Origin of the sequence: Chryseobacterium sp. POE27 (assembly GCF_039727685.1) — a bacterium.
GTDB lineage: Bacteria > Bacteroidota > Bacteroidia > Flavobacteriales > Weeksellaceae > Chryseobacterium.
Genome location: NZ_CP152475.1, coordinates 2430001 through 2443286, shown reverse-complemented (window position 1 = coordinate 2443286; position 13286 = coordinate 2430001). Strand labels below are relative to the sequence as shown.

The 13286-nt window shown below is 37.7% G+C and carries 10 protein-coding genes and 1 rRNA gene (1 of these 11 running past the window's edge); all 11 read left to right on the top strand.

The window, feature by feature from the left end; all coding sequences use genetic code 11:
- The first annotated feature begins 14 nt into the window (after positions 1-14).
- On the top strand, positions 15-890 hold the full coding sequence (locus AAHI02_RS11510; protein WP_346983365.1) for a polysaccharide biosynthesis/export family protein: 876 nt from the start codon (positions 15-17) through the stop codon (positions 888-890).
- A 4-nt stretch (positions 891-894) separates the two neighbouring features.
- On the top strand, positions 895-3384 hold the full coding sequence (locus AAHI02_RS11505) for a polysaccharide biosynthesis tyrosine autokinase (RefSeq protein WP_346983364.1): 2490 nt from the start codon (positions 895-897) through the stop codon (positions 3382-3384).
- 215 nt (positions 3385-3599) lie between these two features.
- The gene (locus AAHI02_RS11500; RefSeq protein ID WP_346983363.1) at positions 3600-4493 is read left to right on the top strand and encodes a DUF6089 family protein; all 894 of its coding nucleotides are present in this window, start codon (positions 3600-3602) and stop codon (positions 4491-4493) included.
- A 1-nt stretch (position 4494) separates the two neighbouring features.
- Positions 4495-5244: an isoprenyl transferase gene (locus AAHI02_RS11495; protein WP_346983362.1), complete on the top strand. Its 750-nt coding sequence runs from the start codon at positions 4495-4497 to the stop codon at positions 5242-5244.
- Positions 5245-5270: 26 nt separating this feature from the next.
- Positions 5271-7808 (top strand): outer membrane protein assembly factor BamA, encoded by a 2538-nt coding sequence (bamA, locus tag AAHI02_RS11490; RefSeq protein ID WP_346983361.1) that lies wholly within the window; start codon positions 5271-5273, stop codon positions 7806-7808.
- Positions 7809-7816: 8 nt separating this feature from the next.
- Positions 7817-8362, top strand: a complete 546-nt coding sequence (locus AAHI02_RS11485; RefSeq protein ID WP_346983360.1) for an OmpH family outer membrane protein — start codon at positions 7817-7819, stop codon at positions 8360-8362.
- A gap of 62 nt (positions 8363-8424) precedes the next feature.
- Positions 8425-8928 (top strand): OmpH family outer membrane protein, encoded by a 504-nt coding sequence (locus tag AAHI02_RS11480; RefSeq protein WP_346983359.1) that lies wholly within the window; start codon positions 8425-8427, stop codon positions 8926-8928.
- Between the two features lie 69 nt (positions 8929-8997).
- A complete protein-coding gene (locus AAHI02_RS11475) occupies positions 8998-9483 on the top strand; it encodes an acyl-CoA thioesterase (protein ID WP_346983358.1) in 486 nt (161 codons plus the stop codon).
- The gene (gene rfbD / locus AAHI02_RS11470; RefSeq protein ID WP_346983357.1) at positions 9483-10349 is read left to right on the top strand and encodes a dTDP-4-dehydrorhamnose reductase; all 867 of its coding nucleotides are present in this window, start codon (positions 9483-9485) and stop codon (positions 10347-10349) included. The genes AAHI02_RS11475 and rfbD overlap by 1 nt, the downstream gene beginning before the upstream one ends.
- Positions 10350-10352: 3 nt before the next feature.
- Positions 10353-11036 carry a hypothetical protein gene (locus AAHI02_RS11465; protein WP_346983356.1) on the top strand — a complete coding sequence of 228 codons (684 nt, stop codon included), beginning with the start codon at positions 10353-10355 and terminating at the stop codon, positions 11034-11036.
- Positions 11037-11951: 915 nt separating this feature from the next.
- A 16S ribosomal RNA gene (locus AAHI02_RS11460) occupies positions 11952-13286 on the top strand (it continues 183 nt past the right edge of the window).

Sequence of the window (13286 nt, the reverse complement as noted above, 5' to 3'; positions counted from 1 at the left end):
ATTAATTTCCAAATATGATGAAAAACTATAAGTATTTATTTTTTTTAATGCTGCCTTTTATCATGACGTCCTGCATTACGACAAAGGATGTCCGATACATGCAGCCGAATGAAAGTCTGGTGATCAACGAAGAAGGCCTAGTTCCCTACAATATTCCGGTGTACAGGATTACCAGAAATGATATTTTAAATCTCAATATCGTTACGACTCCCAAAGGAGATGCAGCCCAGTTTTATTCATCGCTGAATACCTCCGGATCTGCCGTTTCCGGAAGTACAGGAAGTTCATCGCCTGCGATAAGTCGCGGTGTAGGAAATGGAGGAGGATTGGGAACAGGAGGAAATGCTGTTTTCTATTTTAACGGATTAAAGGTAGATTCCAACGGAGATATTAATGTGTTCGGGATCGGTTATATTAAAGCTGAAGGAAGAACCATTGATGATGTAGCTCAGGAAATACAAACCAAGGTTAATGATAATTTTCAGGAAGGAAAATCTGAAGTAAGGCTGAATACCGACGGAATTACCTACTACATCATAGGAGACGTAGAGACGACAGGGCTTACCGGAGAAAAAGTGGCGCATAAAAATACACTCAATATTTCTGAAGCGATCTCAATCAATGGCGGCCTAAACAGAACTATTGATAAAAAAAACATTGTTATCCACAGAAAGCTGCCCGAAGGAATTAAAATAGCTAAGATTGATCTCACCAGAGAAGATGTAATGAACTCACCATACTATTACGTACAGAACGGAGACGAAATTTATCTGAATACGAGAGCAAAAAGCCTGAATGGTTTAGGAAAAGATCCTATTCAGACTCTTACAACCGGTGTTTCGATCATTACGACGGCATTGTCTATCTATCTTCTTCTTAAAAATCTATAATATCATGATCCCGGGAAAAGATACTACTGCAGAGAAGGCAGATTCTAAGAAGGAAAAATACGGTTCTTTCGCACTGTTTGACATTGAGCATTTTTTAAGAAGAATCCTCAAAAACTGGTATTGGTTTGTATTGATGTTATTTATTGGGTATTCAATATCGTGGACGTACAGCAAATACTACGCACAGAATATTTATGCATCTAGTTTATCTTTAAGCATTTCGAATAATACCGCAAGTTATTTTACTCCAAGTCAGTCTGTCAACCTTATCTGGAATAACGGTGGCAACCAGGATGGAGTTTATCTGAAAAAAATGCTTTTATCCAGAACTCACAACGAATTTTTGGTAAAAGAGCTTGGTCTTTTTGTGAATTATTCTACAAAGGGAGCCATCAAATCTACCTATCTGGATAAAGATGATATTCCAATTCTCGTTCAGATAGACAAAAAGCACCTTCAGCAGATGGATTATCCGTTTACTCTGGTTCCAAAAGGTGAAGACAAGTTTGAAGTAATTTTGCCTGAAGATGGGCAGTCAATCAATTTATACAGCTATGAAACAGAAGGTTTTTCAATGGTGGATCCATATGAAAGGGCTGCCAATAAAATTATTTCGGTAGGAGAGTGGTACACTTCCCCGAATTTTAGATTCAGACTGGTGAAAAATCCGATTGTTCCCAAAATCCGGCTTGAAAATATTATTGTCAAGCTAAGTACGGTAAATAACGCGGTAAACGATATTGTCTCTACTATCTCAGTTGATTTTGATAAAGAGATCAATACCATCATGATTATTACCAAGAAAGGCTATAATCTTAATGGAACCGTTAATTTCCTCAATAAATCTGTAAGTCAGCTGCAGAAAAAAAGGGAGGCCGATAAATTAACGGTGGACAGAAATACGGAGGTTTATCTTCAGGAAAATCTTGATAAAATAAGAAAAAAGCTAGATTCAAGTGCCAATGTCCTGAATGATATGAAAACCAACGAAAAGCTCTATGATATCAAAGACAGAGATGAAAAATCTCTCAATGAAATTAAAGATCTTGAAGCTAAAAAGGCAGATTTGGAAAGTAAGATTGTTTCATTAAACCAGATAAAACAGACGCTCGCGTCTCAAAATTTTGATAAAATGATCAGTACCAGCGCGGCCGGATTTCAGGATGGGGCATTTACCGCATCTATTTCAGAGTTAAAAGCATTATATCTCAAAAGACGTGAAATGGCATTGATTTATAAGCCAAACTCTGAGCCGATGATTGAAATTAATAAACTGATCAATGAGGCGAGAATGAATTCCGGCGGAGTTCTTACCAACTATTATTCGCAATATTATAAGGATATTGAGAAAATTAATCAGAAAGTTTCTGATGCCAATTCTGATCTGGATGCCTATCCGGAAAAGCAAAGGAAATATCTGGATGCCGAAAGAGGTTACAATATGATTGAAGCTACCTACAACAGCCTGCTTACCAGACAAAACGAAACTCAAATGAAAATGGCGGCCAATCAATCGGATATCACCGTAATTGATCCTGCTAAAAATGTAGGGCAAGCAGCAATCGGGCCTAATGTAAAAGTGGTAAAAACAGGGATTATGGGCGGTTTACTCGTTATTCCTTTAGTCTTTATGCTGATCGGGGAGGTACTCGATACCAAGATTAGAAACATCAAAGAACTGCTGAATGCCACTCGCATTCCGCTACTCGGCGTGATCGGGAATAATAACAATGAAAATATGCTTACGGTTCTTGAGCAGCCTAAGTCTTCTGTCTCTGAGGCATTCAGAGGCATACGGGCCAATATAAGATTTCTGTCGGAAGAGAATGGCGGAAGTAAGATCATTCTCGTTACATCATCCATTGGAGGGGAGGGTAAAACGTATGTTTCTATTAATCTGGCATCAGTTCTGGGCTTGAGTGATAAAAAAACAATCCTTTTGGGGATGGATCTCAGGAAGCCGAAAATTTTCGGAGATTTCAGAATTGATAATAAATATGGGATTTCAAATTATCTTACGGGAGAAGTGGAAATGGATAAGATTATTAATAAAACGAGAATTCCAAATCTTGATGTGGCTACTTCAGGGCCAATTCCGCCAAATCCTTCTGAACTTTTAATGAGTGAAAGAAATATTAAATTTATTGAAGATCTGAAAGAGCTGTATGATTTTATCATTATTGATTCTCCGCCGGTAGGTCTGGTTGCAGATTCTTATGAGTTGATGAAATATTCGGATGCCAATATTTACGTTGTACGCCATGAATACACAGAAAAATATATGCTGAAAATGATTACAGAGAAATATCACAAAGGAGAAACTGAAAATCTGGGACTTGTGTACAATGATTATAGCAGTAAACAGGGTTACGGATATGGTTATGGGTACGGCTACGGCTACGGTTATGGCTATTTTGATGAGGATAAAAATTACAAAGAACCACTGTTAATAAGAATTAGAAATAAAGTACGGCAAATATTCAATAAAAAATAATACTTTTAAGCCCTCATTTATTGGGGGGTTTATTATATGATGATCCGGTTGATTTCTATTAAAAAAAGAATAATTTAGCGAGTTTATCGTTTACTTTATAACAAATTATGTTTTTTTGTTTATTTTTAACTAAACATTAAGATTATCATTAATATAAAAAAGTTTTATATTTGCAAAAATTAAATTTTAAAATAACCATAAATCCATATTCTTTTATGAATAGAAAATTATTGTTTAGCTTCCTTGCCGCCCTAGGAACTGTGGTAAGTGTTAAAGCTCAAAGAAACGAACTTGGAGTTCGTCTAGGTATGAGTAACCTAGTTGGGGATATAGGGAGAACGAATTATATTTTACAAAAGCCATTGGATTTAAGTAAAGCGTCGGATTGGGGAGTTCCGTTTTATGGTGGTATTTTATATAGATTTAATTTTAATCCCCATCAGACAGTAAGATTGGATCTTGGATACAACCAGATCCAGTTCAGTGACAAAGTGGCAAAGGAAGAGTACAGAAAGAACAGAAATTCATTCGGGAAAAACAATGTGTATGAAGCAAGTTTGGTTTTTGAATATAACTTCTTTCCTGTGAACAACGAACAGAAAAGTATGGTAAGTCCTTATATTTTTGGAGGGGTGGGTGCTTTAATGTTTGATGCTCCGAAAGCTACCTTCATTAATGATTTCAAAAGAGATGCCGATGGTGTTGCGCTGGCTCCGGTTAATGAGCTTGATTTTACCACGACCCCGGTGTACTCTACAGGGACAAAAACTACCATGAATATTCCTTTTGGAGTAGGTTTGAAATATAAATTTAATTATAACTGGGCAATTTTTGCAGAAGCTACCTTCAGATATACCCTGACGGACCAGCTTGATTATAGCAGAATCCTTAGCAAAGATGTGGTTTCCACGTATAATGGAGATATCTTAAGCCCTGTTACAGGAGGATCTCTTCTTCAGACAGATGCCTATTATGTGGTGTCTAAAGAGAGAGAAGCTGCCTTATTGGGAGAAAGAAATATTGGAGATTCAAAGTCTAAAGACTGGATGAATACGGTAAGTTTAGGACTTACTTATTCGTTTGGAAGACCTCCATGTTATTGTGATTAATATGTCGTTGATAAAAGATAAAATAGATCCGGATAATTTACCAAAGCATGTTGCTGTTATCATGGATGGTAATGGAAGATGGGCAAAATCGCGTGGCGAAGAAAGAACCTTTGGTCACAGGAATGCCATTAATGCAGTAAGAAATGCCATTAATGCATGCAATGAAATACATATTCCGTACCTGACGCTTTACACCTTTTCTTCGGAAAACTGGAATCGTCCCGCAGAAGAAGTAAACACCTTGATGAATCTACTCGTTGAGACTTTATTATTGGAAGCGGATGAGATTTTCAGTAAAGGTTTGAGAATGCATGTAATTGGTAATCTGGATAAACTGCCTTCACTTGTTAAAGATCAGCTTAACAACGTGATAGAGCTTACAAAAGAAAATACAAAAGGCAATTTGGTACTGGCCATAAGCTATGGCTCGCAAAATGAAATACTAAATGCCGTGAAAAATATAAGTACAGATGTGAAAGAAGGGAAGATTAATGCAGAGGATATTGATGAAAAATTATTCGAAAATTATCTTTATACTAAAGATTTCCCGCCCGTTGACCTTTTGATAAGAACCAGCGGCGAGATCAGAATCAGTAATTTCCTCCTTTGGCAGATCGCCTATGCAGAACTGCAGTTTTTAGATGTTCTGTGGCCGGACTTTACGAAAGATATTTTCTTTCAGTGTATTGTTGATTATCAAAACAAAGAAAGAAGATTCGGAAAGACCGGTGAACAAGTAAAAATCCAGTAATTTAAGAAAAGAAAGACTACGATAAAATGAAGTTTAGACTATTACCCATCATTATGTTTGTTGCTTCAGCACATTTTTATGGACAGGTAACTCCACAGGACAGCACAAAGGTGAGCAATTCTGTACATGCAGAAAACCAGGCAGGAACATACACACTGAAAGACATTGTTGTAGATGGGGTTAAAAAATATACTCCGGCTCAGATTCTGAGATTTACAGGATTAGCAAAAGGTGAAACGGTAGATATTCCGGGGCAGAAAATTAGTAACGCCGTAAAAAAACTTTGGGATACCCAATCCTTTTCGGAGGTAGAAGTGTACGTTCAGAGTATTGAAGGTGAGACTATTATCCTTAAATTCTATTTGCAGGATCTGAAAGACCTTGGCGAAGTAAAATTTACCGGTAAGGGTATCGGAAAATCCAAAAATGAAAAAATGGCTAAAGACAACAATCTGAAGCCGGGAACTAAAATTACGCAGAACCTGATTTCAAGTCTTAAAACAAATGTTCCGAAAGATTTTGTTAAAAAAGGATTTGCAGATGCTAAAATTACCATCCAGGAGAAAGTAAATGCAGGTGACCCAAATCTGGTAGACTGGACGATTAATGTTGATAAAGGAAAAAGAATCAAGATTGATCATATTGAATTTGAAGGAAACCAGGCTGTAACAGACAGAAAGCTTAGAAAAAAAGCTTTCAAAGAAACAAAACAGAAAAGGTTTGGTATCGGAGGAATTCTGAAATCTTCAAAATTTATTGAAGATAAATATCAGGAAGACAAGCAGAATTTAATCAGCTATTATAATTCGTTGGGTTATAGAGATGCAAAGATTATTTCAGATTCTGTTTGGAGAAACAAAAGAAATAACTACGAGATCGATGTAAAGCTTAATGAAGGAAAGCAGTATTATATCGGTGATATTACATTCACCGGAAATACAGTGTATCCTACAGATTATTTGCAGAGACTTCTGGGATATAAAAAAGGAGATATCTACGATGCTGTTGGTTTCAACAAAAAAGTAGGTGAAGATGGGGGTAAAGAAGACGACTCTGACATCAAATCTGTTTACATGAACAATGGGTATCTTTTCTCAAATGTAACTCCTGTTGAAAAATCTGTAGATGGAGACAAGATTAATCTTGAAATCCGCATCAATGAAGGTGAGAAAGCAACCTGGAACAGAGTGACATGGGAAGGGAATACAACGACGCATGACCATGTAATTTTAAGAGCTTTAAGAACAAAACCAGGGAATCTTTTTGCCAAAAGTGATATCAAAAGAACATATTTCGATTTAGCAGGAATGCAGTTCTTTGATCCTCAGCAGGTAGGTCAGGATATTCAGCCGAATCAGCAGGATAACACGGTAGATATCAAATGGAAGCTTGTTGAAAAAGGTTCATCACAGGTTCAGTTACAGGCAGGTTACGGAGGTAACAGCTTTATCGGGACATTAGGGTTGACGTTCAATAATTTCTCACTTAAGAATTTCCTTAAATTTAAAGACTTTAAACCTGTTCCTCAAGGAGATGGACAGACATTATCTCTTCAGGCACAGGCAGGACAATATTTCCAGAATTATGGAGTTTCATTCACTGAACCATGGTTATTCGGAACAAGACCTACCGCGCTTTCCGTGAGTCTTAATAACTCGAGAGTAAAGTATTCTGATGCTTATGGAGATGCTCAGAAGTTGAATATTTTCTCCGCTTCAGTAGGATTGAACAGATTATTAAAGTGGCCGGATGATTATTTCTCATTATACACAGGGCTTCAGTTCCAGAAGTATGATTTTAAAAACTATCCTTTCGATTTCGGAGGAGTTACAGAAAATTATGGTACGGCAAACAACTTCAGCATTAACTTAGGATTGAGCAGAAACTCTGCGGGGATTGACCCAATTTTCCCGACTGTGGGTTCAAACCTTGATTTTTCAGTAAAATTTACTCCGCCATACTCATTGTTCAGCAATAAAGATTATTCTACAATGAGTCCTACGGAAAAATATAAATGGATGGAATTCTACAAGGTGAAGTTCAAAGCTGATGTCTATAACGAGATCGTTGGAAAACTGGTGCTAAGATCTTCTGCAGAAATGGGATTCATGGACGGATACAACAAAGAACTTGGTGCTCCGCCGTTTGAAAGATTCTATGTAGGTGGTACCGGGCTTTTCGGTGGACGATATGACGGTAGAGAATTGATTCCGTTAAGAGGTTATGAAAATGCTTCTACCTATGGAGGAACTTCCGAAGATATTACTCCAACAGGTGGAGGTACTATTTACAACAGATTTACGTTAGAATTAAGATATCCGATTTCATTGAACCAGACCGCAAAAATTTATGCACTAACGTTCGCTGAAGGAGGTAATGTTTGGAATTCCTGGGGTAGTTACAATCCATTTCAGCTGAAAAGATCAGTCGGTGTCGGTGTAAGAGTTTATATGGGAGCATTTGGATTGATTGGGTTTGACTTCGCTTACGGATTCGACAAAACTGTTACAGGAACTGAGCCTTCCGGATGGAAGACACACTTCCTGATGAACCAATCTTTATAATTCATCATATGAAAAAGTTTAGAATTGTTTTCTCGTTCCTTTTATTTTTGATTTTCAGCTTAAGCAATGCACAGAAAGTGGGTGTTGTTGATACTGATTATATTTTAAATAAAATGCCTCAGTACAAAGAAGCCGAAGCAAGGCTGAATGCACAGATTGATACATGGCAGTCGGAACTTCAGAATCTGCAGTCGGAATATGAGCGCAAAAGATCTGCTTTTGAAAGTGAGAAAGTGCTTTTAATAGGAGATCAGCTGAAGCTTAGAGAAAAAGAAGTAATGGATTTAGACAAAAATATCAAAACCACTACAAGTTTACGTTTTGGCGCCACAGGGGAGATTAAGAAACTGAGAACAAATCTGGTTCAGCCTTTTCAGGATCAGATCTGGGGGGCAATTAAAACAATGGCTGAGAAAAACGGAATAGGCATTGTAATTGATAAAACAAGCAATAACGTGCTTTTCCTTCAGAAACGATTCGATTATTCAGACAAAGTGTTGGATATTTTACTAAAAGATACTGATAAAAAAGAAAAAACTAAAACCAGAAAATAAAAGTTTAACTTTTATTACATTTACAGATCTAAAAAACAAATTAAATTATTTATTTACCAATTATGAAAAAATTAAGTGTATTATTTGCAGCGGTAATGATGGTTGTATCGGTAGGTATGGCAAAAGCTCAAAAAATTGCAACTTTAGACGTTATAGGTGTTCTTAATGCAATGCCTGAAAAGAAAAAAGCGGATACTGATCTTAAAGCTTACTTAGATACTAAACAGGCTGAAATTAAGAAAAAAGCAGACGCAGGACAAGCTAAATTAAAGCAATATACTGAAGAAGCTCCTAAGAAAACAGCTGAAGAAAACAAAGCCAGAGAAGCGGAATTAGGAAAAATGCAACAAGAAATTCAGGAGATGAATGATAAAGCTCAGAAAGATTTCGTGGCAAAACAGGATGCTGCTTACGAACCAATCGAGAAAAAACTTAACGATGCGGTTTCTAAAGTTGCTAAAGCAAACGGTTATGATTACATCATGGATGCAAATTCTTCTGCCTTCGTATTCAAAGGAGGTCCTGATGCGACTCCAGCTGTAAAGAAAGAACTTGGTGTTCAGTAATTTTTAGAAATTAACAAACATTTATAAAATAACCATCTCTCATCGGGGTGGTTTTTTTATTTTTGCACAATGGAAAAAGAAGTATCAACCACGGTAAAGGTGCGGTTTAGTGATTGTGATCCGATTGGTCATCTGAATAATGTGAAATATCTGGACTACATGTTCAACGCCAGAGAAGATCATGTGGAAACATTTTATGGATTTACTTATGAAGAATATACCAAGCAAACGGGATGTACTTGGATTGCTATTCAAAATGAAATAGCATACTTGAAGGAGGTGAGATATAATATCTCAGTAGTGATCAGCAGCAAAACCATCGATGTTCAGGACAGAACGGCAAAGGTTGAAATTCTTATGAAAAGTTTAGACGAGAAAACTATTTTTGCAGTATTGTGGGTTACGGTGATTTACTTTAATGTTAAAACAAGAAGATCCGAGGTACATCCTGAAGATATTAAAGAAACGTTCAATAAATTCTATGTAGATTTGGATCAGAAAGATTTTCAGTCCAGAGTTAAATTTTTAAGATCACAGAACGCAAAAAATTCATAATGAAAAAAATATTGGTAATAGGAGGAAACGGACAGCTTGGAAACTGTATAAGAAAAATTGCTCCTGACTTTGAATTGGATTACGAGTTTGTTTTTACAGATTCTCAAATGCTTGATATCACAGACGAAGATCAGGTAAATACATATTTTTACGATTGCAAGCCGGATTTCTGTATCAACGCATCGGCATTTACCGCGGTAGACCTTGCTGAAACTGAGAAAGACAAAGCTTTCGCTGTTAATGCAAATGGTGTTGCTCATCTGGCTGAGGCCTGCAAAGAACATAATGCAGTGATGATTCATGTCTCTACAGATTATGTGTTTGACGGGGAAACTAATCTTTGCTATTCCGAAGACGACTTTACAAGCCCGATAGGAGTATATGGTGAGTCAAAATTAAAAGGGGAGGAACTGGCTTTAGATTTAAATCCTAAAACAATTATTCTAAGAACATCCTGGTTGTATTCAGAATTCAATAAAAATTTTGTTAAAACCATGCTGAATCTTTTCTCCCAAAAAGAAGAATTGGGAATTGTCGGAGATCAGTTTGGGCAGCCTACCAATGCAAATGATTTGGCGGAATCAATCATGACTATCATTGAAGCTCCTCAAAAAACTTATGGAGTGTTCCATTTTTCAAATTATCCTGAAACGACATGGTTTGAGTTTGCAAAAAAAATAGCGGAACTTTCAAAATCAAAAATTAAATTAAATCAATTAACGGCAGAACAATATCCGACTCCGGCAAAAAGGCCGAAAAGAAGCACAATGTGTCTTGATAAAATTGAAGAAACTTATAAAATAGAACCCAAACATTGGGAAAACAGCCTTGAAGAATGTATAGATATTCTTCAAAACAAAAGATAAATAATGAAAAAAATACTTATTGCAGCTCTCGTATTCATGATACAGCTTTTTATTGCACAGAATGTGTACCTTACAAAAGTTGAAAAAACTCATGAAAACACAGACAAATTCCTATATAAAATTAATGAAGAAATAAAAAATGCAGAATATCTGGGTGAAATTGAAGTTCAGGGATTTTCCAGATACTACGCAGATGTTTTTTCTTTAATTTATAAAAAGGCAAAAGAAATCGGAGCCAATACATTTGCATTGAAACCCTTTGAAACTGTCGACGGATCACTACAAAACTTCAATCCTGCCAACTATAAACTCGCTTTATATTATCTTCCCAAAGATAAATTGACAGACCAGACCGGAAACCTGTATTTATTTGCCTCTTCCGATAAAGACCAGAAGATCGCTCTCAATAAAACAGATTATGTGATTCCGCCAAGATCTTATCTTGTTATAAAGACGATCCCTGGCCAGGTGTACACGATCTCTACAAAAAAACTCTTGGGGTCTACTATTAAAATACAGCCAAAAGAAAATAGTTCGAATCAATACTTTCAGATTTCAGCCACAAAAATCAAAGCTGATGAAACCGGTACCGGAGGGCTTAATTTAAAGAGCGGTGATATTATCGGACTCGAAAAATCTTACGCCGAATTTCTCAGTGTCATTTACAATAAACAAAAAGCAGAGTGAAAACTTTGCTTTTTTCTTTTCAGTAGCTAGATCCGGCTCTTCGCTCTTACTCCTCGCGCCGCAACTTCCCATGCTCCCCACCGCTAAACCCATTCCTTCCCAACCCTCCAACTCCGCTGTGGGGTAACCGCTACTATCCGGGCTAGGTTGTGGGTGCTTGATTTCACGGTCACCACTCAAAAACATATGATTTAAAACCCTCCAACTCTTTTTTTAGAATAAAAAAAACCTTTACTATTTAAATTCACCATCTGCGCCATCTGCAAAATCTGCGAGAGCTTAAATACAAAAACAAACCATACACACTCCCGAAACACCAACATCCTCCACCCCTCATACCCTAAAACCTCAAAAATCAAACTTTTGTTTAAAATTATTCTCTTTAGTATTCAGTTGGTTAGCATTAAATGTGAATAGAACATGAATATTATGTTACATTAAATTAGGATTATAAGATTTAAAAGTACTACTTTTGCCCCACTGAAAAACGGAGAGTTGATTAGGTAGCGCAGAAGAGCTTTTAAGAAGAGCGGATAAATTAAAAAGAACTACTTTATAATAAAGGATACATTTAAAAGTCGGATTTAGTTCATGAATTTTTTTAAGAAAATATTTGTGAGAATAAAAAAAGATTAGTATCTTTGCAGTCCCGATAAAACGGGAGCGCAGGGGTAGGTTTGACGGATGTTTGAAGGAAATTAGGGTTATCAAAAAAACTTTAAAAATTCTTTAAAAAAACATTTGGCTGATAAGAAATAATTTATTACTTTTGCACTCGCAAATACGGCGTGAAACTGACAGAGAAAGTAGCGGAGTATGAAGCGGAAGATTTGAAGATCATTGACATACAATATAACAACCAAGTAAGGAAAAACTAAAGCGTTAAAAAACTTTGAGTGAGTCAAGAACAAACATACAATGGAGAGTTTGATCCTGGCTCAGGATGAACGCTAGCGGGAGGCCTAACACATGCAAGCTGAGCGGTAGAGATCTTTCGGGATCTTGAGAGCGGCGTACGGGTGCGGAACACGTGTGCAACCTGCCTTTATCAGGGGGATAGCCTTTCGAAAGGAAGATTAATACTCCATAATATAATAGATGGCATCATTTATTATTGAAAACTGAGGTGGATAGAGATGGGCACGCGCAAGATTAGATAGTTGGTGAGGTAACGGCTCACCAAGTCGATGATCTTTAGGGGGGCCTGAGAGGGTGATCCCCCACACTGGTACTGAGACACGGACCAGACTCCTACGGGAGGCAGCAGTGAGGAATATTGGACAATGGGTTAGCGCCTGATCCAGCCATCCCGCGTGAAGGACGACGGCCCTATGGGTTGTAAACTTCTTTTGTACAGGGATAAACCTATCTACGTGTAGATAGCTGAAGGTACTGTACGAATAAGCACCGGCTAACTCCGTGCCAGCAGCCGCGGTAATACGGAGGGTGCAAGCGTTATCCGGATTTATTGGGTTTAAAGGGTCCGTAGGCGGATCCGTAAGTCAGTGGTGAAATCTCACAGCTTAACTGTGAAACTGCCATTGATACTGCGGGTCTTGAGTAAGGTAGAAGTGGCTGGAATAAGTAGTGTAGCGGTGAAATGCATAGATATTACTTAGAACACCAATTGCGAAGGCAGGTCACTATGTCTTAACTGACGCTGATGGACGAAAGCGTGGGGAGCGAACAGGATTAGATACCCTGGTAGTCCACGCCGTAAACGATGCTAACTCGTTTTTGGGCTTTCGGGTTCAGAGACTAAGCGAAAGTGATAAGTTAGCCACCTGGGGAGTACGTTCGCAAGAATGAAACTCAAAGGAATTGACGGGGGCCCGCACAAGCGGTGGATTATGTGGTTTAATTCGATGATACGCGAGGAACCTTACCAAGGCTTAAATGGGAATTGACAGGCTCAGAAATGGGTTTTTCTTCGGACAATTTTCAAGGTGCTGCATGGTTGTCGTCAGCTCGTGCCGTGAGGTGTTAGGTTAAGTCCTGCAACGAGCGCAACCCCTGTTACTAGTTGCTACCATTAAGTTGAGGACTCTAGTAAGACTGCCTACGCAAGTAGAGAGGAAGGTGGGGATGACGTCAAATCATCACGGCCCTTACGCCTTGGGCCACACACGTAATACAATGGCCGGTACAGAGGGCAGCTACACAGCGATGTGATGCGAATCTCGAAAGCCGGTCTCAGTTCGGATTGGAGTCTGCAACTCGACTCTATGAAGCTGGAATCGCTAGTAATCG

Bases quoted from the DNA above. Each gene is read 5' to 3' on its own strand.
- AAHI02_RS11510 (WP_346983365.1), top strand. From the start codon at position 15: ATGATGAAAAACTATAAGTATTTATTTTTTTTAATGCTGCCTTTTATC.
- AAHI02_RS11505 (WP_346983364.1), top strand. From the start codon at position 895: ATGATCCCGGGAAAAGATACTACTGCAGAGAAGGCAGATTCTAAGAAG.
- AAHI02_RS11500 (WP_346983363.1), top strand. From the start codon at position 3,600: ATGAATAGAAAATTATTGTTTAGCTTCCTTGCCGCCCTAGGAACTGTG.
- AAHI02_RS11495 (WP_346983362.1), top strand. From the start codon at position 4,495: ATGTCGTTGATAAAAGATAAAATAGATCCGGATAATTTACCAAAGCAT.
- bamA (WP_346983361.1), top strand. From the start codon at position 5,271: ATGAAGTTTAGACTATTACCCATCATTATGTTTGTTGCTTCAGCACAT.
- AAHI02_RS11485 (WP_346983360.1), top strand. From the start codon at position 7,817: ATGAAAAAGTTTAGAATTGTTTTCTCGTTCCTTTTATTTTTGATTTTC.
- AAHI02_RS11480 (WP_346983359.1), top strand. From the start codon at position 8,425: ATGAAAAAATTAAGTGTATTATTTGCAGCGGTAATGATGGTTGTATCG.
- AAHI02_RS11475 (WP_346983358.1), top strand. From the start codon at position 8,998: ATGGAAAAAGAAGTATCAACCACGGTAAAGGTGCGGTTTAGTGATTGT.
- rfbD (WP_346983357.1), top strand. From the start codon at position 9,483: ATGAAAAAAATATTGGTAATAGGAGGAAACGGACAGCTTGGAAACTGT.
- AAHI02_RS11465 (WP_346983356.1), top strand. From the start codon at position 10,353: ATGAAAAAAATACTTATTGCAGCTCTCGTATTCATGATACAGCTTTTT.